Source organism: Marinobacter qingdaonensis (assembly GCF_034555935.1).
Taxonomy (GTDB): domain Bacteria; phylum Pseudomonadota; class Gammaproteobacteria; order Pseudomonadales; family Oleiphilaceae; genus Marinobacter; species Marinobacter qingdaonensis.
The window spans coordinates 449,205-470,058 of sequence record NZ_JAYDCJ010000003.1 but is presented as its reverse complement, the minus strand read 5'-3'; the positions used below and the strand labels follow the sequence as shown (position 1 = coordinate 470,058).

Genomic DNA, 20,854 nt, shown 5'->3' with positions numbered 1-20,854 from the left:
GGTACGGTTTGAGTTGTAATTGAGCGATCACTCAAATATGGAGGCCGATATGACTGACTTTACCCTGCACGACATCGAATCCGCACCGGAGCAATCCAAGCCGCTGCTGGAGAACTCCCAGAAAGCCTTCGGTATGATTCCGGGTCTACACGCCGTGATGGCCGAGGCGCCAGGCGTCCTGGACGGCTACCAGAAGCTGCACCAGCTGGTGCTGGACACCAGTTTCGACAACGACGAAACCACCGTGGTCTGGCAGTCCATCAACGTCGAGCACGCCTGTCATTACTGCGTACCGGCCCACACCGGGATCGCCAAGAACATGAAAGTGTCCGACGACATCATCAACGCCCTGCGTGATGAAACCCCGCTGCCGAGCGACAAGCTCGAAGCGCTGCGCACGTTCACCCTGGCGGTGACCCGCAAGCGTGGCAACGTCAGCAGTGAGGACCTGGACGCGTTCTACCAGGCCGGGTACAGCTATCGCCAGGTGCTGGAAGTGATCCTGGTACTGTCCCAGAAGGTGATGAGTAATTACATCAACCACATCGCCGAGACCCCGGTGGATGAGCCGTTCCAGAAGTTTGCCTGGAAGAAGGCCGAGTAAGCCGTCTCCATGACTGCGACGGATGCGGGGTTGCCCGCATCCGTCGCACATCCCCTCTGATCATCGGCCGGTCGGCCAAAGCGTTCCGTCTTTTCCCTCGCGCAACCCCTCGCGCAACCACAGGCGTTGCCCCGATACCGCCATGCTCCGATCTGCTATGGTAGGGACCTAACCCCGGTCCCATGCCCCAAGAGCGAGAGCGCCATGAAACTAGCGGTTTATTGCGGTTCCCGAACCGGAGCCGATCCCCGGTATGCCCGAGCGGCCCAGGCCTTGGGCGCGGCACTCGGCACCCAGGGCATCGACCTGGTGTTCGGCGGTGGCCATGTCGGGCTGATGGGAGTGGTCGCCGATTCGGTGCTGGCCCAGGGCGGCCGGGTCTACGGAGTGATCCCCGAGCATCTCCGGGACCGTGAGCTGGCGCATCCGAGCCTGACCGAGCTGTTCGTGGTGCGGGACATGCACGAGCGCAAGGCCAAGATGGCGGAGCTGGCGGACGGCTTTGTCGCGCTGCCCGGCGGCATCGGCACCCTGGAAGAGCTGTTCGAAGCCTGGACCTGGGGCCAACTGGGGTTTCACCACAAGCCCTGCGGGCTGATCAACGTCGACGGCTTCTACGACCCGCTGCTGGCCATGGCACGAACCATGGAGGCGGCCGGCTTCCTGCAGCAGGAGTATGTCGACATGCTGGTGGTCTCCGAGTCAGCCGAGGACCTGATCGACCGCTTCCGCCACTACCAACCCCCGCATGAGAAGTGGACCTGAGCGATCACTGGGTGTCGTCTTTGGCTTTTTTCAGTTGTTCCAGCTTTTCGTGCAGCAGCGCTTCCAGTTTGATCAGCTTTTCCCGGTTCTTTTCGTTCGGCCGGTTGGTGTACAGGCTGACGTAGGTCTGGGTGACCTCGTTCAATATCGGGTGAAGTTTCTTGTAGTCCTCATCGGTCATACCCTGTCCCTCCACAGGCAATGAGCTTCACTGATAACTATGGAACATCCTGCCGGTTGATCAAGCCGGGTGGTCAGAGTCGCACCACCCGGGCCATCAGCTTGCGCCAGTCGATGGGCAGCCGACGCTCCAGTGCCTTCAGGCGTGGGTCCCGGGAGTACAGGGGCTCGAAGGGTTGTTTGCTGGCGTACACCACCGTGTTGTTGGTCTTGCTCTGGAACGTCAACAGGATCGCAAACCGTCGTCGCAGCTGGCGGAAATAGGGACCGTCCGGATCGGGCGGGCGGTGGTAGTTCAGGGTCAGCCAGCCGCCGGCTGACAGCACCCGCGCGCACTGGTCCACGAACTGGCGCTGGGCCTGGGCCGGGCTCATGCGCTCGGCGTTGTACAGGTCCGCCAGGATCAGGTCGGTGCTGGCGTCCGGCTGGCGCTCGAGCGCGGCCCGGGCATCGGCAATGGTCACTTGCAGGCGCGGACTGTCGGGCAGGTCGAAGAAGGTCCGGGACACCGCCAAGACCTCCGGGCGCAGCTCCACCGCGTGTACCCGGCACTCGGCAAACAGGTGGTGAAAGGCCATCGCCATCACGCCCCCGCCCAGCCCCAGGATGGTGACGTGCCCGGGCTGGGCAAAGGCTGCCGGCAGCATCATGGCTCGGTTGTACTCGTGCACCGGCAGGTGCGGGCGCCGGCGGTCGATCTTGCTCTGCTCAAAGGGCGAGTCGAAGGTCAGCACCCGGTGCCGGCGGTAGTCGATGACCAGGATCTCGCCCAGGGCATCGCGGGTGCGATGCACGATCTCGCCTTTGTTCAGCATGACCCGTTCAGTCGGGCAAATGCGCCAGCGCCGCGTCGGCACCCGCGGAGCGCGCCAAATCCCTGGCCGATTCGTGATTGTCATTGGTCAGGTCGGTGTCGGCACCGGCCGCAAGCAGACGCGCAACCACGTCGCCGTGATTGCCCCGTGCGGCCACCATCAGCGCCGTTTGGCCCCGGTGGTCGGTGAGGTCGACGTGGGCTCCGGATTCGATAAGCAGCTGTACCGTGTCCGTGTGGCCACCCTCGGCCGCCAGCATCAGCAGGCTCTGGCCATCGCTGGTGCGGACGTCTACGGGTACCCCGGCCCCGAGCAGGGGCGCCAGGAAGCCCGCTGCCCCCTTGCGCGCCAACTCGAAAATCCCCTGGGCAAAGGCGATGGCGTCTTCGTCATTCTGGTTTTCCGGGGCCTGTGGCTGGCCGGATTTCGGATCAGTCATCATAATTCCTCTAGGTGCCAGACGCTGGACAGACCTACGACAGCACTGTTACAACCGGGTTTAGCGTAGTATCACAGAACGGGCCAGGGTCCGTCACGGTGACCGAGACACCGGCCAATCAGCAACAGGAGACATCCCCGTGAAACTTGAGGTGCAAGGCATCGAAGAAGGTCAGCCAATCCCGGAAAAATTCGCGTTTGGCGTTTACAGCGAGGCAGATCATATGAGTTTCGGGCCCAACCGCAACCCCGAGACGGTCTGGACGGGCGCGCCCGATGGTACCCGCAGCTTCGTGGTGATGATGTTCGATCCGGACGTGCCCAGCGTCGCCGATGATGTCAATCAGGAGGGCAAGACCGTGTCCAAGGACCTGCCCCGGGTGGATTTCTTCCACTGGCTGCTGGTGGACGTGCCCGCCGGCACCAGCCGGATTCCCGAAGGCGAGGACAGCGACGGCGTGATTCCCAAGGGCAAGGCGCCGGGTCCGGGGCCCATCGGTATCCGTGGGGTCAACAACTACACCCAGTTCCTGGCCGGCAACCCGGACATGGCCGGCACCTACGCCGGTTACGATGGCCCCTGTCCGCCCTGGAACGACGAGATCATCCACCACTACCATTTCGAAGTGCACGCGCTGGATATCGAAAGCCTGGGCCTGTCCGGTGACTTCGACGGCAACGACGTCCGCCAGGCCATGGCCGGCCACGTCCTGGCCAGCGCCCGGGTCACCGGAACCTACACCCTGAACCCGGCCCTGCGCTAGGCGGTCATGGAATTGTCGTGAGGCTGTCACCCCGCGGTCATGCGCCCGTGTGAGCATTGACTCATCCGGGCGGCTGACGGCGGGGGACACCATGCGACACTACCGGAGCGTTTTCATTTCTGATGTGCACCTGGGCACCGCGGATTGCCAGGCGGCCTATCTGCTGGATTTCCTGAACCAGGTGCGCTGCGACACACTGTACCTGGTCGGCGACATCGTCGATCTCATCGCCATGCAAAAGCGGGTGCACCTGCCCCCGGAGCATCACGCCATCGTCCACCGGTTCATCGAGATCGCCGCCGAGGGTACCCGGGTGGTCTATGTCCCGGGCAACCACGACGAGTTCTTCCGCAAATTCTGCGGCCAGACCATCGCCGGCATCGAACTGAGGCACAAGGTGGTGCATACCACCGCGGACGGGCGCCGGTTCATGGTGTGCCACGGTGACCAGTTCGACCAGGTGGTGCGGTGCAGTCCGCTGATGCTGCTGGTAGGTGACCGGGCCCACGGCCTGCTGTTGCGGCTCAACCGCTGGTTCAACGGCTTGCGGCGTCTGCAGGGCAAACCTTACTGGTCACTGGCGGCCTGGGTGAAAAGCCGTATTGGCCGGGCCCGCACCTTCATTCGCCGGTTTGAACTCGCGGCCCTGACGGTGGCCGAGAAGGGCCACTACGACGGATTTATTTGTGGCCACATCCATTCCGCCGGCTTCCTGCGCAGCGAAACCGGCCTCTACTGCAACGACGGCGACTGGGTCGAGCATTGCACCGCCCTGGTGGAACAGGGCGACGGCCGCCTCGAGCTGCTGCACTGGTCGGAGGCGCCGTCCATCCTGGCGGTGGAGCCGGACGCCCCGCATCCGGACGTGTGCGGCGAGGCCCGGCCGGCGCTCGATCCGGTACCGGCCGGCTTCGTGGAACAGGTCAATCGCCTGGCGAGTTAGTGCCGGGCGCCGGCTGCCGGAAACCTTTTCCCTCGTTGTCCAGTCACACACCCTGAGACCCTGAATCACGGACCGGAAATACTGCTTTCCAGGCCCGGGCTTGGCCGTTCGGCAATCCATCCGGACGGATGGGCGTATGTTTTCGGGTATTCCGGCCGCAATGCACGTACACGAGGTATCACCATGAAGCCCATCCTGTTTGTCATTTTGGTACTGGCGGGGGCGGTGGCCCACGCCGCCCAGCCGCCCTCGGCCCTGGTTGACGCCGATTGGCTGAACGAGCACCTGAACCAGGATCAGCTGGTGGTGCTGGACGTACGGTCTGGTATCGACAACGGTGGGGATCGCAGCAGTTTCCAGCAGGCCCACATTCCCGGCAGTCGCTACAGCAGCTACACCGGCGACGGCTGGCGCGAGAACCGCGACGGCGTCCAGGGCGTGCTGCCGCCGGTGGCCAGCCTGGAGCGGCTGGTCGGCAGCCTGGGCATCGGCAACGACGACACCGTGGTGATCGTGCCCGCGGGCACGGGCGCGACCGATTTTGGCAGCGCCGCCCGGGTGTACTGGACCTTCCGGGTGCTGGGCCATGACCGGGTGGCGGTTCTCAACGGCGGCTTTGCCGGTTGGCGCGCCGCCGGTTTCCAGGTCGCCAGCGGCGAGGGCGCCGACTACGAGCTGGCGAAGTTCAGCGGCCGCCTGCAGCCGGAGCTGATCGCCACCCTGGCGGAAGTCGAGCAGGCGCGGGAGTCCCAGGCCCAGCTGGTGGACGCGCGCCCGGCCGACTATTTCCGCGGCGAGACCCAGTCCCCGGCCGCCAAGGCACCGGGCACCATTCCCGGCGCCAGGAACCTGCCCCATCACCAGTTTGTCGGTCAGCGTGACGAGGTCTTTTACCTGGACGCTGAGCGCGTCACCGGCCAGGTCAACGCGGCCAAGCTGGATCCGGCGGCGCGCACCATCTCCTTCTGCAACACCGGCCACTGGGCCGCCACCGACTGGTTCGTGCTGAGCGAACTGGCGGGGTTCCAGGAAGTGGCCCTGTACGACGGTTCCATGTCCGAGTGGTCCCAGGACAGCAGCAGGCCAATCCAGGTGGCCCGCAAGGGCCTGGGCAAGCTGCTTGATCTGTTCGACTGAGCGCCCGGCCCATGACTGACACCGCCCTCGCCCAGCCGGCGGCGCCAAGCCCCGGCTGGCAGATCGACCGATTTGTTGTTGCCACCGCCCTGACCGGGTTCGCCCTGCTGGCCGGCCTGATCTGGCTGGAAACCGAACCCTTCATGGTGGTGCTGTTCGTGATCGGCACCGTCTTGGGCATTGCCCTGTATCACGGCGCCTTCGGATTCACCGCCGGCTGGCGCAATCTGGTGGTGCACCGCCGGGGCGCGGGGATGCGCGCCCAGCTGCTGTTGTTTGGCCTCAGTTCGCTGATCATGGTGCCGTTGCTGCACAGCGGCCAGGCCGGCCTGGTGGGCGCGGTTGCGCCGGTGGGCACCTCGCTGGTGGTGGGCTCGTTCCTGTTCGGCATCGGCATGCAGCTTGGTGGCGGCTGCGGCTCCGGAACCCTGTTCACTGTCGGCGCCGGCAACATCCGCATGGTCATCACCCTGGTGTTTTTCATCGTCGGCACCGTCGCCGGCTCCATTCACCTGCCCTGGTGGCTGGACCAGCCCGGGTTTGACCCGGTGCCCCTGGTGGCCACCCTCGGTGTCAGTGGTGCCATTCTGGCCCAGTGGATCGGTCTGGGCCTGATTGCGCTCTGGGTCAACCGCGTCGAGCGCAAGAGCCACGGCTCGGTGGAGCGGGGCGAACTGCTCTGGCAGGCCCAGGGGCATGGGGTGTTCCGCACCCTGGTGTCGGGTCGCTGGCCGTTCACCTGGGCCATCCTGATCCTGGCGGTGGGCAACGCCCTGACCCTGGCCATCGGCGGCGCGCCCTGGAGCATCACCTTCGCGTTCAACGTCTGGGGTGCCAAGGCCCTGGAGGCGATCGGCGTGAACATGGGGCAGTTCGAGTTCTGGCAGTGGCAGTACCCGGCCATGGCGTTGAAGGACTCGGTGCTCACCAACATTCCCTCGGTGATGAACTTCGGGCTGCTGCTGGGCGCCATGCTGGCGGCGGGCCTGGCCAACCGGTTCAACGAGGCCAGCCGCAACCGGCCCGAGTCAAGGCAGTTCCTGGCAGCGGTGGTCGGCGGCCTGCTGCTGGGCTACGGCGCCCGCCTCGGCTTTGGCTGCAACATTGGCGCCCTGTTCTCGGGCATTGCCTCGGCCAGCCTGCACGCCTGGGTCTGGTTTGCCTGTGCCTTTGCCGGCTCGCTCATCGGCATCCGGTTGCGGCCCTGGTTCCGCCTGCCAAACTGACATGGAGAGGGAGTCGAAGATGGCGCGCGCCTACAGCCGTACCCGTATCCTGATCACGTTTGTCGTGCTGCTGGTGCTGATCCTGGCGGATCACCTGGGCAGCCCGACCTTCCAGTTCAACGCCGGCCAGGGCAATGTCCAGACCGCCCTGAGCCAGCGCGATGACACCGCGTGCGCGCCTTGTGGCGCGCCCTGTCCCTCCACCCGCGACTGAGGCACGGGGCGCGCAGGGCCAGACAACTGACCGGGCCGGATTCCGGCGGGAGGGGAACAATGAACAAGGTGTGTGTGGTGATCGGTGTCGGTCCCGGCAATGGTGAGGCGCTGGTGCGCCGGTTCTGCGCCGAGGGCTACCAGGTGGCCATGCTGGCCCGCAGTGAGGACTATCTGACCGGGCTCGCGGACGAGCTGGCCAATGCCCACGCGTTTGTCCACGACGCCAGTGACCTGGCGGCCGCAGCCGGCGTCTTTGCCCGCATCGAGCAGCAGCTGGGCGCGGCCTCGGTGCTGCTGTACAACGCCGGCGGCGGTGCTTTCAAAAACGCGGAAGACGCCACCCTGGAGGAGTTCGAGGCCAACTGGCGCATCAATGTCGGCGGGCTGGTGGCCGCCACCCAGGCGGTGCTGCCGCAGCTGCGCCAGCATCCGACCGCCAGCATCGTGGTCACCAGCGCCTCGGCGGCCCTGCGCGGCCGGGCCAACACTGCGCCCTTCGCTTCCGCCAAGGCGGCCCAGCGCAGCCTGGCCCAGTCCCTGGCCCGGCAGTTGGGGCCGGAGAAAATCCACGTCGCCCTGGTCGTTCTCGATGGCGTGGTTGACCTGCCCCGGACTCGCAAGGCCATGCCGGACAAGCCCGATGACTTCTTCCTCAAACCGGCGGACGTGGCCGACTCCGTGTGGATGCTGACCCGGCAGGCGCCGTCGGCCTGGACCTTCGAGCTGGATCTGCGGCCCTTCGCCGAGACCTGGTAGGCTCGGCGCTCAGGCCTGGTGGCTGGCCAGGATCTTCTGCAGGAAGTCCCGGGTGCGCGGGTCCCTGGGGTGGTAGAAAATCTCGCTGGGCGGGCCCTGCTCGACGATCCGGCCTTCGTCGATGAAGATCACCCGGTCCGCCACGTCGCGGGCGAAGGACATCTCATGGGTCACCAGCAGCATGGTCTGGCGTTCCGCGGCCAGCTGTTTCATCAGTGCCAGCACTTCATCGACCCATTCCGGGTCCAGCGACGACGTCGGTTCGTCGAACAGGATGACCTCGGCCCCGGCGGCCATGGCCCGGCCGATTCCGATGCGTTGCTGTTGGCCCCCGGACAGGGAGGCCGGGTAGGCATCGGCCTTGTCCTCCAGGCCGATGCGTCGGAGGATGTCCCGGGCGCGCTCGTAGGCCCGGGCCTTGGGCCAGCCGTCCACCACCAGCAGGCGCTCGGCGATGTTCTGCAGCGCGGTCTTGTTGGCGAACAGCGCGTAGTTCTGGAACACGAACGCGGTCTGCCGGCGCAGCTGCAGGATGTCGGCCTTGCGGGCGCGGTTCACGTCCACGTGCAGATCGCCGACGGTGATTTCGCCGGCGGTCGGCTGCTCCAGGAAATTCAGGCAGCGCAGCAGGGTCGATTTGCCGGTGCCCGAGGGCCCGATCACCACCACGATCTCGCCTTTCTGGATGGTCAGGTCGATGCCGTCGAGTACCACGGCGTCGCCAAACTGTTTGCGTAATCCCTTGAGTTCGATCATCGGCTGTAGGCCCTGTTCAGACGGGTTTCCAGGTTGCCCTGCAGCCAGGACAGCATCTCCACCACGATCCAGTACATGATCGCCGCGACAATGAACGCCTCGAAGTACAGGAAGCTGCCCGAGGCCTCTTTCTGGGTTGCGCCCATGAGCTCGGTGACCCCGAGGGTAAAGGCCAGGGAGGTGGCCTTGATCATGTCGATGAAGTAGTTCATCAGGGTCGGCAGCGCGACCCGGGTGGCCTGGGGCAGGATGATCCGGCGCATCAGCTGGCCGTTGGTCATGCCGATCGACAGGGCCGCTTCGGTCTGGCTGCGATCAACCCCGACGATGGCGGCCCGGATCGACTCGGCCATGTACGCCGAGAAGTGCATGGTCAGGCCCATGATGGTGGCGGTGATGCCATCGATCACCGTCAGGGCGCTGAACAGCTGGGGCAGGCCGTAGTAGAACAGGAACAGCTGGACCAGCAGCGGGGTGCCCCGGAAGAACGAGATGAACACGATGGTGAACTGGTTCAGCACAGGAATCCGCAGCACCCGGATGACCGCGAACAGGCAGGCCAGGATCAGAGCCAGCACCATGCCCAGCGACGCCAACTGCAGCGTCAGGGGCAGGTACCCGAGCAGGACGGGGACCAGCCCCAGCATGTAGTCGACGTCGAGTGGACCCATAGTCTGGTTCCTGTTGGTGGCAAGAGCGCCCGTTAGGGCGCGGTGATGTCGGTGCCGAACCACTCCTCGGAGATGGCGCGCAGGGTGCCCTTGTCGCGCAAGGTGGCGAGGGCGGCGTTGACCTCATCGCGCAGGGCGCGACCGCGCTCGGTGTCCGGGAACGGGTAGGCGTTGGTGATCTGGGAGAAGGTCGGTCCGGCCAGCTCCAGGGGCAGGGGCTTCTCCTTGATGATCTGGCTGGCACTGACCCGGTCCATGACAAAGGCATCGACCCGGCCCAGGGCGGTGTCGCGCTCGATGTTGCTGTCGTAGGTCTTGATGTTGATCTCATCGGCGTAGGACAAATCCCGCAACAGGGCCTCGAAATTGGAGCCCAGGTTGACCGCCACGGTCTTGCCCTTCAGGTCCTCGACGCCGTTGATCTCGTCGTTGCCGGCCTTGGTCACCACCTGGGCGCCATCGTAGACGTAAGGGTCGCTGAACAGGTAGACCTGCTGGCGTTCCTCGGTGATGGTGATCTGGTTGGCCACGGTGTCGATGCGACCGGCGCCGAGCATGCCGAACAGGCCGGAGAAGGCCGCGGTCTGATACTCGACCTCGCGCCCCATTTCTTCGGCGACGGCGTTCATCACGTCGACTTCAAAGCCCTTGAGGGTGTCCTGCTCCACGAAGGTGAACGGGAAATACTGGCCGGACATGCCGACCCGGATGGTGTTGTCCTGGGCCTGCAGCGGGCCGGCGATCAGCGACAGCAGTACCAGAGCGGAAGCAAGTAGCAGTTTCATGGTCTTGTCCTTTTCAGAATGAGTCCAGAATTTACAACAGTTTAGCAAGCTGGACCGGGTTATCGGATACGGGCTTTCCTTAGTGCCGGATTGCCCGGGTGCCCTGACCCGGGGCGATCCTCCCAGGCCAGCTGCCGGTAGTCAAAGCCCGGCGCCAGCGTGGGTTTGATGATCTGGAAGTAGGGCGAAGCATCGAAATCCCGGGGCGTAAACAGCGAGTGGTTCCGAAGCCGGTAGGCCTCCCGGGTGCAGTCGTCGCAGTCCGGATCGTTCGCGGGCACGATCCGGACCAGAGGCAGGATCGGGTAGCGCAGCTGCTGAAAGCTCTCGGCGATGAACGTGGAGCAGATAGCCCGGGTCGGGTCGCCGCTGCCAAACGTCAGCAACCGGTGCCGGTAGCGGGTCGGCACCGGCGGGGTCGGCAGCAGGTAGCGGGCCAGGTCGAACACGTTCTTGAGATCGTAGGTGTTGCCCAACCGGCTCAGGGCATACCGGGTCAGGCGCTGCAGGTCGTCGTCATCCAGGCCCACTGGCCGACAGATCCGGGTGTGGCTGTGCCGGTAATGGGACAAGGGCAGGCTGCGAATGCCGCGCTCCAGGTCGGCCTCGATCAACACGTGGGGCTCGCCCTGGTCGCTCTGGCCCAGGCCGGCGTTGTCGCCCAGGTACAGGGCGCTGTGGGACCAGGTGGACTGGGTCAGGTACTTGATGGCGATGCTGATCCGGGTGTCGCCTTCCACCAGCAGCACGTCGCCGGGCCGAAGCGCGCCCTTCAGCTGCACGTAGGTTGCGGTCGGGATCGAGTTGCGCGTCACCTGCTTCGACAGGTAGGCGGCAAGCCAGGCCGACAGCCAGCTTTGGATCCTGCCCATGCTGCTCTCCCTCAAGGCCGTTGAGAGGCTCTCCCTACCTATACTGTAGCGAACTCACGGGCCTGGGCCAGCCTGCGATTGCGGTCCCGACGCCCGGCTGTAACAAAGCGCGGTAACGGGTGTCAGTACGCAGTAGGCCGGCCGATCGGGAACCGACCCCGGAATCGACCCTGACACCGAAACAGAAACAGAAATAAAGGGGGAGCGATCATGACGGCTCCGGCGACAACCGCAGGCCACTGGCTGCTCGGTGGCGCACTGACCCTGACCCTGCTGCTGGCGGCCGGCAGCGGGCTGGCCCAGCAGAAGAACGGCTTCGACCTGAGCGGCGCGATCATCCCGCCGGCGCAGATCCTGCAAGGCGGCCCGCCGCGGGATGGTATTCCCGCCATCCGGGAGCCCCGGTTCGAGGTGCCCGGACCGAGCCAGCCCTGGCAGGCCAATGACCTGATGCTGACTTTCGATGCCGACGGCGACAGCCGGGCGTTCCCGATCGGGATCCTGAACTGGCACGAGGTCGTCAACGTCCGCCTGCCGACCCAGGCGGTGCTGATCACCTTTTGTCCGTTGTGCGGCACCGGCATCGGTTTCGATCCGGTGATCGATGGCGAGACCCTGACGTTCGGCGTCTCGGGGTTGCTCTACAACAGCGACCTGCTGATGTACGACCATCAGACCGAGTCGCTCTGGTCGCAGATCGAGGGCCGGGCGGTGTCCGGACCGCTGGCCGGCCGGGAACTGACCCCGGTGCCGGTGCGGCACGAACTCTGGCAGGCCTGGCGCGAGCGGGTCGGCGCGTCGGGCCGGGTGCTGTCCACCGACACCGGTTACGGCCGGGATTACCGGCAATCGCCCTACGGCAATTACGACCGCTCGGAGCGGCTGTATTTTCCGGTGACCCGCATCAGCCGGAAATACCACCCCAAGACCTGGGTGCTGGGCTGGAGCCACCGGGGTGAGGCCAAGGTCTGGCCGTTCCCGGAGCTGGCCGAGCACGGCGGCGTGGTGCAGGACTCCGTGGGCGGCCAGGCGGTCACGGTGCATTACGATCCGGCCACGCCCTCGGCCGAACTGCGGGACTCTGACGGCGCGCTCTTGCCTGCCACCCGGGCCTTCTGGTTCGCCTGGTACACCTTCCACCCGGACACCGCCATCTTCGAGGCCAAATAAATGACCTGGCTGGTGTAATGGTTGCAGAAATCATGTGTCTCACTGATAACCGCCCGCGAGGGCGGTGGCGGGGCCTGAGCCCCGGTAACAATCCCGATAACAACACAGTGATCAGGGAGAGATGTCATGACCAAACTCCATCCACTCCGACACGCGATTCGCCTCAGCCAGGAGCATCGCCGGACCACCTGGTGGTCGGCGCTGCTGATGACCGCCGCGCTGGCGGCGTCCGGTGGCGTCGCGGCGACCTGCGGCCCGTGTTCGCCGTGCAAAGGCAAGTGCAGCCCCAGCCAGCAGTGCAAGGCCCGATGTAACCCCTGCGCGGCCAAGAATCCGTGCGCCAGCAAGAACCCGTGCGCGGTCAAGAATCCGTGCGCGACCAAAGGCTGCAACCCGTGCGCCATCAAAGGCTGTAACCCCTGTGCCACCAAGGGGTGCAATCCCTGCGCCGGTGCCAACCCCTGCGCCGCCAAACCCAATCCCTGCGCGGCCAAGCGGGTAACCCGGCCGGCCGGATACCAGCCGTATGAGGGTAATCCCTGCGCCCTGGTGGCCATGGGCAAGACCCTGTTCAACGACTCCTCGCTCAGCAGCAACGGTCTGGCCTGTGCGACCTGTCACATGAACAACGCCGGCTACAACGCCACCTTCGTCAACGCCTACCCGCACTCGGTGGCCATGGCCCGGGAGGTGTTCGGCATGGGCACGGTGCATCTCGACGAGATGGTGCAGATCTGCATGGTCCGGCCCATGGCCAGTGACCCGCTGGCCTGGGACAGTGAGCAACTGGCCGCGCTGACCGCGTACATGGAAACCGTTCAGGCCGAGGTCGCAGCCAACCCCTGCGCGCTCAAGGGCGCGAAGTGCGGGGCCTGTAATCCCTGTGCCGGCAAAAACCCGTGTGCCACCAAGAACCCGTGTGCGAGCAAGAACCCGTGCGCGGTGAAAAATCCCTGCGCATCAGTGTCGCCAGACCGCACCGGAGACCGGGCCGCGTGAACCGGGGTCGCCCACCCTTCGCTGGCGCCAGCACCGGGCTGGCGCCAGCGTCACAGGAGAACGCCATGATGATGGAACTGCAGGTACCGACACCGGACACGCTGACCGACGCCCAGTTGGGCACCAGCCTGGCCGCGGTGGCCGAGATTCGGGAATGCTACCGGGTCCTGGCCCGGGGTGGCCTCAACATCGTCGGGGAGGTCCTGCGTGGTCAGGGGCCTTTCTACGAGTTGGACCATTACCCCAAGGACGATGTCTTTGACGCCGACAACGCCTCCCAGTATTACTACCACGCCCATCGGGACGACCACGACGAGCACGGCCATTTCCACCTGTTCCTCCGGGACCGCTCGCTGTCGCCGCAGGCCAGGCCGGTGCTGGGGCCGACCGGGTCGGACCGGGTCGCCCATGTGGTGGCCATCGCGATGGACGCCTGGGGCTTTCCCACCGACCTGTTCGCGGTCAATCGCTGGGTCACCGACGAGAGCTGGTTGCCGGCGGCGGAGGTCATTGCCGCCCTGGACCGCTTCCAGGTCGATCACGCCTACCCCAGCTGGCCGGTGAATCGCTGGATGGGTGCCATGGTGCGCTGCTTCCGACCGCAGATCGAAGCCCTGTTGCTGCACCGGGATCGGGTGGTGGCGCAGAGTGGTAGGCCGCTGGCGGAGGTGCTGGAGGATCGCAGTCTGGAGGTCACCGGCAGCGTCCCGGTGGACGTGGAAGCCTGGGCCGGGACTCTGGAGCGGGAGCAGCGGCGGCGGGCCCTGACCCGGTTGCCGGCGCCAGAACGGCCGCTGGCGGGTTAGCCCGGGTCGTCCGACGGCGGGCCGCCCCGGCGGCTCTTCAGGGCCTCGGTGACCCGCTGGTTGATGCGGTCGAGCACCGCGTCGTCCACCCGGGCGGACGAGTGGCCCCGCATCAGTTCGGTGCTGGCCCGCAGGTTGCCGATGAACGATCGGCAGTGCCGGCACATCATCAGGTGCATCTTGATCGACAGATTCTTGCCGGCGTTCAGTTCGCCGTCGATGTAGTCGCTGGCGATCCCCGCCAACTCACGGCACATTAGCATTCGCCGGTCTCCTGGAACGTTTCCACCATCAGAAAGATCTTCTGGCGTGCCCGATGCAGCATCACGCGCAGGTTAGAGGCACTGACGTCGAGAATGTTACAGACGTCCTCCGATTTATGCTGGTGCGCCTCGTACAGGATCAGCGCCGAGCGCTGGGCTTCCGGCAGGTGGCCCAAGTGTTTGTCCAGGCAGTCGCTGAGGGCCCCGTTTTCCAGCAGGGCGTCGGCGGACTCATCAAACCGCAGTTTCGGCGGCGTGGCCCAGCGCCCGGCGGCGTTGAACCGGCTGTCCAGTTCCGGGTCCAGCCGCTCGGAGAAGTCGGTGGGGATTTCCCGGTGGCTCCCCCGCAGCTTGTTCTTGCAGCGGTTGGCCACGATGCGGTGCAACCAGGTCTTCAGGCCGGACCGGCCTTCGAACCGGCCGATGGCATCAATCACCGTCACCCAGCAGTCCTGCACCACCTCTTCGGCGGTGCTGGTGTCGACATAGAAGCGTGCGACCGCCAACATGCCGGCGGTGTAGGTGGACACCGCCTGGGTGTAGGCGGCCTGGTCGCCACGCTTCAGGGCGTCGACCAGGGTGTGTTCGTCTGCGACCGGTTGCGGAATCACGGGTGCCTGCCCTGTCAGTGAATGAGTGTCAGCCGTTGGTCAGCAAGAACGGCCCGGGGTTCCCCAGACCTTGGTCGAGGGCCAATGTGTCTTCAAGCTTAGATCAGGATGCGGGATTTTGAGGGGATTGTTATCAATTTGTGACCTCTCGCGGGGCCAAGTCACGTACTCTGTCAGTATTCCGATTCGGGTCGTTGAGGAACTTTTTTCCGGGATAACTGTAACAACCGCTCACCCGACGGGTCGGTGACCTATCCAAGACAGAACAAGGACTGATTCGATGAACCTGAAAAAGTGGCTGACGATCCTGGCAATCCTGGTGGTGGTGATCGCCTTCTGGAGCAGCGGCGCCCAGGAGTACCTGACCCTGGAAGCGCTCAAGACCCACCAGCAGGGGCTAAATGCCTGGATCATGGACAACGTCTGGCTGGCGGTCGGTGGCTACATGCTGATCTACATTGCCGTGACCGCCTTGTCGCTGCCCGGCGCCGCCATCATGACCCTGGCCGGGGGCGCCTTCTTTGGCAACGTCTACGGCCTGGCGGCGGTGTCCATCGCGTCCACCATCGGCGCCTCCATCGCCTTCCTGGTGGCCCGCTTCCTGGCCCGGGACACCCTGCAGAAGAAGTACGCCAGCACCGTGGCCCGCATGGACCGGGGCATTGAGAAGGACGGTGCCTTTTACCTGGCGACCCTGCGCCTGGTGCCGGTGTTCCCGTTCTTCCTGATCAACATCGCCATGGGCCTGACCGGCATGAAGCTGCGTACCTACGCGCTGGTGAGCTGGGCCGCCATGCTGCCGGGCACCTTCGTGTATGTGAACGCCGGCACCCAACTGGCCCAGATCCAGTCCACCGGTGACATCGTCTCCGCCGACCTGTTGCTGTCGTTCGCCCTGCTCGGCCTGTTCCCACTCATTGCCAAGTTCGTGGTTGGGTTCATTCGCCGACGCCGGGTCTATGCCGGCTGGCAGAAGCCGGAGTCGTTTGACTACAACCTGCTGGTCATCGGTGGCGGCTCGGCCGGTCTGGTGTCGGCCTACATTGCTGCGGCGGTCAAGGCCAAGGTGGCGCTGATCGAGCGGGACAAGATGGGCGGCGACTGCCTGAACACCGGCTGTGTGCCGTCCAAGGCCCTGATCCGCAGCGCCAAGGCCGCCGACACCCTGCGTCACGCCAATCGCTATGGCCTGGAGTCGGTGCCGGTGAAAGGCTCGTTCAAGACCATCATGGACCGGGTCCAGCGCGTCGTCGCCCAGGTGGAGCCCCACGATTCGCCGGAACGCTATCGAAAATTGGGGGTCGACTGCATCGCTGGCGAAGCCCGGTTCGTATCCCCCTGGGAACTGGAAGTGACCCACAGCGACGGCCGCACCGAGCGCCTGACTGCCCGTAGCATCGTGGTGGCCACCGGTGGCAAACCGGCGATGCCGCCGATCCCGGGGCTGGCCGACATGGCGCCGCTGAATTCCGACAACCTCTGGTCCCTGGAGACCCAGCCCGAACGTTTGCTGGTGTTGGGTGGCGGGCCGATCGGCTCGGAACTGGCGCACGCCTTTGCCCGTCTGGGCAGCAAGGTGACCCAGGTCGAGATGGCGGACCGGCTGCTGATGAAGGAGGACCCGGACGTGTCCGAGCTGATCCTGCGTCAGTTCGAGCAGGACGGCATCGACGTCCGGCTCGGGCATGCGGCCAAGGAGTTCGCCATCGAAGACGGCGAGAAGGTGGTCTACTGCGAGCATCAGGGCGAGCGGGTGCGAATCCCGTTTGATCAGGTGCTGGTGGCGGTTGGGCGCGCGGCCAACACCCGCAACCTGGGCCTGGACCAGATCGGGGTCGAGACCCTGCCCAACGGCACCGTGCCGGTGGAGGAGGACATGAGCCTGCGCTACCCCAACGTGTTTGCCTGCGGGGATGTGGCCGGACCTTACCAGTTCACCCACGCGGCCGCACACCAGGCCTGGTACGCCGCGGTCAACGGGCTGTTTGGCCAGTTCAAGCGCTTCAAGGTCGATTACCGGGTCATGCCCTGGGTCACCTTCACCTCGCCGGAAGTGGCCCGGGTCGGGCTGAGTGAGACCGAGGCGAACGAGCAGGGCGTGGCCTATGAGGTCACCCGCTACGGTCTGGACGACCTGGACCGGGCCATCGCCGAAAGCGCCGATCACGGCTTTATCAAGGTGCTGACCCCGCCCGGCAAGGACAAGATCCTGGGCGCGGTGGTGGTCGGCACCCACGCGGGCGAGATCCTCGCGGAATTTACCCTGGCCATGAAGCATGGCCTGGGTCTGAACAAGATTCTCGGCACCATCCATCCCTACCCGACCTGGAACGAGTCGGCCAAGTACGCCGCCGGGGAATGGAAGCGGGCGCACGCGCCCCAGGGTGTGCTGAATCTGCTGGAAAAACTGCACGGCTGGCGCCGTGGCAAAAACACCAAGGAAACCAGGAGCGTCTATGCCCCTCACTGAAGCACGGCCGGCCCGGAAGCGCATTCCGGCGGTTGAGATCATCGAGCCGCGAGCGCGGGACAGCTGGACCCACACCCGCAATGGCGACCCGCGCGGCTACATCGACGCCGACCGCCTGAAAGAGCTGTGGATCCACACCGGCACCGCCTGCAACTTGGCCTGCCCGTTCTGCCTGGAAGGCTCGCACCCGGGCGACGGCCGCATCCCGGGCATGAAGCTCAGTGACGTCAAGCCGTTCATCCACGAGGCCCTGGACATGGGCGTGGAGCAGTTCTCGTTCACCGGCGGCGAGCCGTTCGTGATCCGGGACTTCGTCAATATCCTCAATTACGCCAGCCAGCACCGGCCCTGTTTCGTGCTGACCAACGCCACCGAGCCCCTGCTCAAGCGCCGGCACCAGGTGCTGCCGTTGCTGGACAACCCCTACCCGATCCATTTCCGGGTCAGTCTGGATTTCCCGGACCGGGCCCGGCACGACAAGGACCGGGGCGACGGCAGTTTCGAACAGGCCTTGGAAGGCATCTGCTGGCTGCTGGCCCAGGGCTTCAAGGTGTCGATCGCGCGCCAGACCGATCCAGACGAAATTCCGGCCCAGGTGGAGGAGGCCTTCCGCGCCATTTTCCGGGACTGGGACATTCCCGAGAACCTGGCTTTCACCGCGTTTCCGGACCTGGGCACACCCGGCTCGGAAGACGGCAGCCCGGAGATCACCGAGACCTGCATGGACAAGTATCCGACCAAGGAAAGCCGGGCGCACTTCATGTGCACCTACACCCGGATGCTGGTGAAGAAGGGCGATCAGGTGCGGGTCTATGCCTGCACCCTGGTGGACGATGACCCGCAGTACGACCTGGGCGGCACCCTGGCCGAGAGCATGGATGAGCGGATCATGTTGCGGCATCACCGGTGTTTTTCCTGCTACCGGTTTGGGGCGAGTTGTTCGGCTCCTGGCTGATTGAGAGTTGGGCCGTCTGGGAGTGGCGGCCTGCGCGGCGGGGCCTGCTCTCCTTGGGAAAAGAACTCGCTGCGCTCGGACACCTTTTCCTGGCGGAGAACAGGCCCCGCCCCACAGACCGCGCCGAGTTTGGTGCGGTCATCCAAATAAAAGAGTGGAATTGAGAGATGACGACATTTGAGGGTGCCCTGTTTTGGGGGTTTTTGGTGGTGTACGGCATTGTCATGTACGTGCTGTCACCGAAGAGCAAGAACGCCAATTCGTTCTACAAAGGCGCCGATGACCAGGGCAATCCGGTCAGTCAGTGGTCGCTGACCGCCAGTATTTTCATCAGCTGGATTTTCGCCAAGTCGGTGACCAACGCCGCCAACTTGGGGGCGGCTTACGGCGTGACCGGGGGGCTGGCGTACGCCAGTTACTGGCTGTCGATTCCGGTGGCCGGGTACATCATTTACCTGATCCGGACCCAGACCGGGGCCAGGTCGCTGCAGGATTTCCTGACGTCGCGCTTCGGCCGGCTGGCGGCGCTGGCGTTTGCCGCCGCGATCCTGATCCGGCTGTACAACGAGGTCTGGAGCAACACCGCGGTGGTGGGCGGTTACTTCGGCCTGCCCGGGCAGTGGGAATACTACGTTTCCGCCATGCTGTTTACCCTGTTTACCCTGGCCTACAGCCTCAAGGGTGGGCTGCGGTCGTCGATCTTTACTGACGTGATCCAGGCGGTGGTGTTCGTGTTCTTCGTCGGTGCGGTGCTGTTCCTGATCGTGCCCGCCAACGACACCAGTGCCCTGCTCAGCAACGGCGAGTTCCGGCTGGAGGCCGGTTTTGACCTGCTGCTGGTGGCGCTGCTGCAGCTGTTCAGCTACCCGTTCCACGATCCGGTGCTGACCGATCGGGGCTTTGTGAACAAGGAAAAGACCATGCTCAAGAGCTTCGTGGTCGCCGGTCTGCTCGGTTTTGTCGCGGTCTTTATCTTCAGTCTGGTCGGCGTGCACGCCCGGATCAACGGCATCGAGGCCATGGGCAATGCGCCCGCGGCAGTCGGACAGTCCCTGGGGCTGGCGGCATTGTTCTTCATGAGTGTGGTGATGATGACCTCGGCCGGCTCGACCCTGGATTCCACCTTCACCTCCCTGGCCAAATCCCTGGCGGTGGATCTACCGCGGCTGGCGCGCCGGACCAGGGATCGGATGCCGAGTATACGGGTTGGCGCGGTGGTGATGGTGATCTTTGCCTTCGCCGGTAACCTGCCGATGTTCGCCGGCACCGACATCCTCAAGGCCACCACCATTTCCGGCACCATGGTCATGGGCCTGGCGCCGGTGTTCCTGTTCTACGGCTTCACCCGCTGGTCGCCCTGGAGTTTCCACCTCAGCTTCTGGACTGGGCTGGCCCTGGGCGTGTTGCTGGCGGCGGGCCTGATTCCGGCCAGTTGGGCCATCGGTGAGGGCAAGTACGCCATGCTGCTGGGGGTCAACGCCTACGGCATTCTGATCTGCTCCGCCGGATTCTTCCTGCCCCTGCTGCTGCGTCGCCTGGCCGGGTGGTCGCTGGCGGCGGGCGAGGCCTGAGGCAACTATGACCGAAGGCCGCAGTTGTCCCCTGGCGTACCGGTATCGGCCCCAGGATCTGTGCGCGCAGCCAGAGGCGGTGGCCGAGGAGGTGGTCTACGTCATCGGTGGCCTCTATGGCAATCCGCTGGCGCTGACCGAAATCGAACGCATGGCCGCGGCGGAGCAGGCGGCCGGACGTCGGGTCCGGCTGGTGTTCAACGGCGATTTCAACTGGTTCAACGCCAGCGATGAGCTGTTCCGCGACATCAATCAGCGGGTGCTCCGGCACACCGTCAGTCTGGGTAACGTCGAATACGAGCTGGCCAACCCGAGCCCGGGCGCCGGCTGCGGCTGCGCCTACCCGGAGTTTGTCGACCAGGCCGTGGTGGCCCGCTCGAACCGGATCATGACCCGGCTCCAGGCGCTGGCATCGGGGCATCCGGATTTGCAGGCGCGTCTCGCCGCTCAGCCCCGGTATCGGTGCTTTATCTTTGGAGGACTAAAGATTCTCGTGGTGCACGGCGACCCGCAATCCCTGGCGGGCTGGGGCCTGGCGTACGAGGCCTTCGAGGCCGGCAACGACGCCGAGCTGGCAGGCTGGTTCGCCGCCACCGGGGCCGACGTCATCGCCAGCACCCACACCTGTCTGCCGGTGCTCTGGTCCGGTGCGGTCGCCGGCCGCGAACGCATCGTGGTCAACAACGGCTCGGCCGGGATGGGGAACCTGGTCGCGGATGGCCGGGGCCTGATTACCCGTATCGCCGGTACGGCTCCCGCCAGCGGCGCGATTGCCGGCCATCACCTGGCCGGCGTGGAGGTGTCGCTGGTGCCGGTGGCGTTCGACCTTGAGGCCTGGCTGGGCCAGTTCGACACGCTCTGGCCGGCTGGATCGCCCGCCGCCGAGTCCTACCGGCAGCGGATCCGGGAGGGCACCCAGCTGGCGGCCGGAGGCCTTCGTTTCGAGGCCGCTGCCTAACCATTTTGTCACTGGCGAATCCGGGGATCCGGTCTATCCTGAAAGGGTGAGTCACAGCCCTGCGGCCGGTGCCAGGTGGCGTCGACTTGAAATATATTTTGTGGTCTATATAATTCTGCACTA

General features: G+C 65.2%; 24 protein-coding genes. 15 read left to right on the top strand and 9 right to left on the bottom strand.

The features are described from left to right. The first annotated feature begins 49 nt into the window (after positions 1–49). Positions 50–604 (top strand): carboxymuconolactone decarboxylase family protein, encoded by a 555-nt coding sequence (locus U5822_RS05405; RefSeq protein ID WP_322854608.1) that lies wholly within the window; start codon positions 50–52, stop codon positions 602–604. A gap of 204 nt (positions 605–808) precedes the next feature. Continuing rightward, positions 809–1,369, top strand: coding sequence for an LOG family protein (locus U5822_RS05400; RefSeq protein ID WP_322854607.1), 561 nt, complete (start codon positions 809–811; stop codon positions 1,367–1,369). Between the two features lie 4 nt (positions 1,370–1,373). Here the strand turns inward: U5822_RS05400 and U5822_RS05395 are convergent, their stop codons facing one another. From U5822_RS05395 to U5822_RS05385, 3 genes are all read right to left on the bottom strand, one after another. Further along, positions 1,374–1,550, bottom strand: a complete 177-nt coding sequence (locus tag U5822_RS05395; protein ID WP_322854606.1) for a hypothetical protein — start codon at positions 1,548–1,550, stop codon at positions 1,374–1,376. A gap of 73 nt (positions 1,551–1,623) precedes the next feature. After that, positions 1,624–2,364 carry a spermidine synthase gene (locus U5822_RS05390; protein WP_322854605.1) on the bottom strand — a complete coding sequence of 247 codons (741 nt, stop codon included), beginning with the start codon at positions 2,362–2,364 and terminating at the stop codon, positions 1,624–1,626. A 7-nt stretch (positions 2,365–2,371) separates the two neighbouring features. Continuing rightward, positions 2,372–2,803: an ankyrin repeat domain-containing protein gene (locus U5822_RS05385; RefSeq protein ID WP_322854604.1), complete on the bottom strand. Its 432-nt coding sequence runs from the start codon at positions 2,801–2,803 to the stop codon at positions 2,372–2,374. 139 nt (positions 2,804–2,942) lie between these two features. Here U5822_RS05385 and U5822_RS05380 point away from each other — a divergent pair, with 139 nt between their 5' ends. The 6 genes from U5822_RS05380 (at position 2,943) to U5822_RS05355 (ending at position 7,844) form a co-directional block, all read left to right on the top strand. Further along, positions 2,943–3,566, top strand: a complete 624-nt coding sequence (locus tag U5822_RS05380; RefSeq protein ID WP_322854603.1) for a YbhB/YbcL family Raf kinase inhibitor-like protein — start codon at positions 2,943–2,945, stop codon at positions 3,564–3,566. A 91-nt stretch (positions 3,567–3,657) separates the two neighbouring features. Continuing rightward, positions 3,658–4,509 carry a UDP-2,3-diacylglucosamine diphosphatase gene (locus U5822_RS05375; protein WP_322854602.1) on the top strand — a complete coding sequence of 284 codons (852 nt, stop codon included), beginning with the start codon at positions 3,658–3,660 and terminating at the stop codon, positions 4,507–4,509. A 183-nt stretch (positions 4,510–4,692) separates the two neighbouring features. Beyond that, positions 4,693–5,646, top strand: coding sequence for a sulfurtransferase (locus tag U5822_RS05370; RefSeq protein WP_322854601.1), 954 nt, complete (start codon positions 4,693–4,695; stop codon positions 5,644–5,646). Positions 5,647–5,657: 11 nt separating this feature from the next. Continuing rightward, on the top strand, positions 5,658–6,872 hold the full coding sequence (locus U5822_RS05365) for a YeeE/YedE family protein (RefSeq protein ID WP_322854600.1): 1,215 nt from the start codon (positions 5,658–5,660) through the stop codon (positions 6,870–6,872). Between the two features lie 19 nt (positions 6,873–6,891). After that, positions 6,892–7,086 (top strand): hypothetical protein, encoded by a 195-nt coding sequence (locus tag U5822_RS05360; RefSeq protein ID WP_322854599.1) that lies wholly within the window; start codon positions 6,892–6,894, stop codon positions 7,084–7,086. A 59-nt stretch (positions 7,087–7,145) separates the two neighbouring features. After that, positions 7,146–7,844 carry an SDR family NAD(P)-dependent oxidoreductase gene (locus U5822_RS05355; RefSeq protein ID WP_322854598.1) on the top strand — a complete coding sequence of 233 codons (699 nt, stop codon included), beginning with the start codon at positions 7,146–7,148 and terminating at the stop codon, positions 7,842–7,844. 9 nt (positions 7,845–7,853) lie between these two features. Here the strand turns inward: U5822_RS05355 and U5822_RS05350 are convergent, their stop codons facing one another. Genes U5822_RS05350 through U5822_RS05335 form a run of 4 tightly spaced genes read right to left on the bottom strand, consistent with a single transcriptional unit; the run spans position 7,854 to position 10,928 of the window. Next, complete coding sequence (locus tag U5822_RS05350; protein WP_322854597.1) at positions 7,854–8,600, bottom strand: amino acid ABC transporter ATP-binding protein; 747 nt, start codon at positions 8,598–8,600, stop codon at positions 7,854–7,856. Continuing rightward, on the bottom strand, positions 8,597–9,271 hold the full coding sequence (locus U5822_RS05345; protein WP_322854596.1) for an amino acid ABC transporter permease: 675 nt from the start codon (positions 9,269–9,271) through the stop codon (positions 8,597–8,599). Before U5822_RS05345 ends, U5822_RS05350 begins: the two co-directional genes overlap by 4 nt. A 32-nt stretch (positions 9,272–9,303) precedes the next feature. After that, on the bottom strand, positions 9,304–10,056 hold the full coding sequence (locus U5822_RS05340) for an amino acid ABC transporter substrate-binding protein (protein WP_322854595.1): 753 nt from the start codon (positions 10,054–10,056) through the stop codon (positions 9,304–9,306). Between the two features lie 59 nt (positions 10,057–10,115). Then, the gene (locus U5822_RS05335) at positions 10,116–10,928 is read right to left on the bottom strand and encodes a YiiX/YebB-like N1pC/P60 family cysteine hydrolase (RefSeq protein WP_322854594.1); all 813 of its coding nucleotides are present in this window, start codon (positions 10,926–10,928) and stop codon (positions 10,116–10,118) included. A gap of 210 nt (positions 10,929–11,138) precedes the next feature. Here U5822_RS05335 and U5822_RS05330 point away from each other — a divergent pair, with 210 nt between their 5' ends. From U5822_RS05330 to U5822_RS05320, 3 genes are all read left to right on the top strand, one after another. Then, positions 11,139–12,098 (top strand): DUF3179 domain-containing protein, encoded by a 960-nt coding sequence (locus tag U5822_RS05330; protein WP_322854593.1) that lies wholly within the window; start codon positions 11,139–11,141, stop codon positions 12,096–12,098. A gap of 126 nt (positions 12,099–12,224) precedes the next feature. Further along, positions 12,225–13,097, top strand: coding sequence for a c-type cytochrome (locus U5822_RS05325; RefSeq protein WP_322854592.1), 873 nt, complete (start codon positions 12,225–12,227; stop codon positions 13,095–13,097). A gap of 65 nt (positions 13,098–13,162) precedes the next feature. Next, the gene (locus tag U5822_RS05320; protein ID WP_322854591.1) at positions 13,163–13,903 is read left to right on the top strand and encodes a DUF6969 family protein; all 741 of its coding nucleotides are present in this window, start codon (positions 13,163–13,165) and stop codon (positions 13,901–13,903) included. Here U5822_RS05320 and U5822_RS05315 read toward each other — a convergent pair. Together U5822_RS05315 and U5822_RS05310 are read right to left on the bottom strand one after the other, a co-directional pair. Beyond that, entirely contained in the window at positions 13,900–14,166 is a 267-nt protein-coding gene (locus tag U5822_RS05315; RefSeq protein ID WP_322854590.1) for a zf-HC2 domain-containing protein, read from the bottom strand. The two genes, U5822_RS05320 and U5822_RS05315, sit on opposite strands and share 4 nt — an antisense overlap. Next, positions 14,160–14,777: an RNA polymerase sigma factor gene (locus tag U5822_RS05310; protein ID WP_322854589.1), complete on the bottom strand. Its 618-nt coding sequence runs from the start codon at positions 14,775–14,777 to the stop codon at positions 14,160–14,162. Before U5822_RS05310 ends, U5822_RS05315 begins: the two co-directional genes overlap by 7 nt. Before the next feature lie 280 nt (positions 14,778–15,057). Between U5822_RS05310 and U5822_RS05305 the strand changes: the two genes are divergently transcribed. From U5822_RS05305 to U5822_RS05290, 4 genes are all read left to right on the top strand, one after another. Beyond that, the gene (locus tag U5822_RS05305; RefSeq protein WP_322854588.1) at positions 15,058–17,247 is read left to right on the top strand and encodes an FAD-dependent oxidoreductase; all 2,190 of its coding nucleotides are present in this window, start codon (positions 15,058–15,060) and stop codon (positions 17,245–17,247) included. Further along, positions 17,234–18,202, top strand: coding sequence for a radical SAM protein (locus U5822_RS05300; protein WP_322854587.1), 969 nt, complete (start codon positions 17,234–17,236; stop codon positions 18,200–18,202). Before U5822_RS05305 ends, U5822_RS05300 begins: the two co-directional genes overlap by 14 nt. A gap of 167 nt (positions 18,203–18,369) precedes the next feature. Then, complete coding sequence (locus tag U5822_RS05295; RefSeq protein ID WP_322854586.1) at positions 18,370–19,773, top strand: sodium:solute symporter family transporter; 1,404 nt, start codon at positions 18,370–18,372, stop codon at positions 19,771–19,773. 7 nt (positions 19,774–19,780) lie between these two features. Continuing rightward, a complete protein-coding gene (locus U5822_RS05290; RefSeq protein WP_322854585.1) occupies positions 19,781–20,731 on the top strand; it encodes a hypothetical protein in 951 nt (316 codons plus the stop codon). The last annotated feature ends 123 nt before the right edge of the window (positions 20,732–20,854 follow it).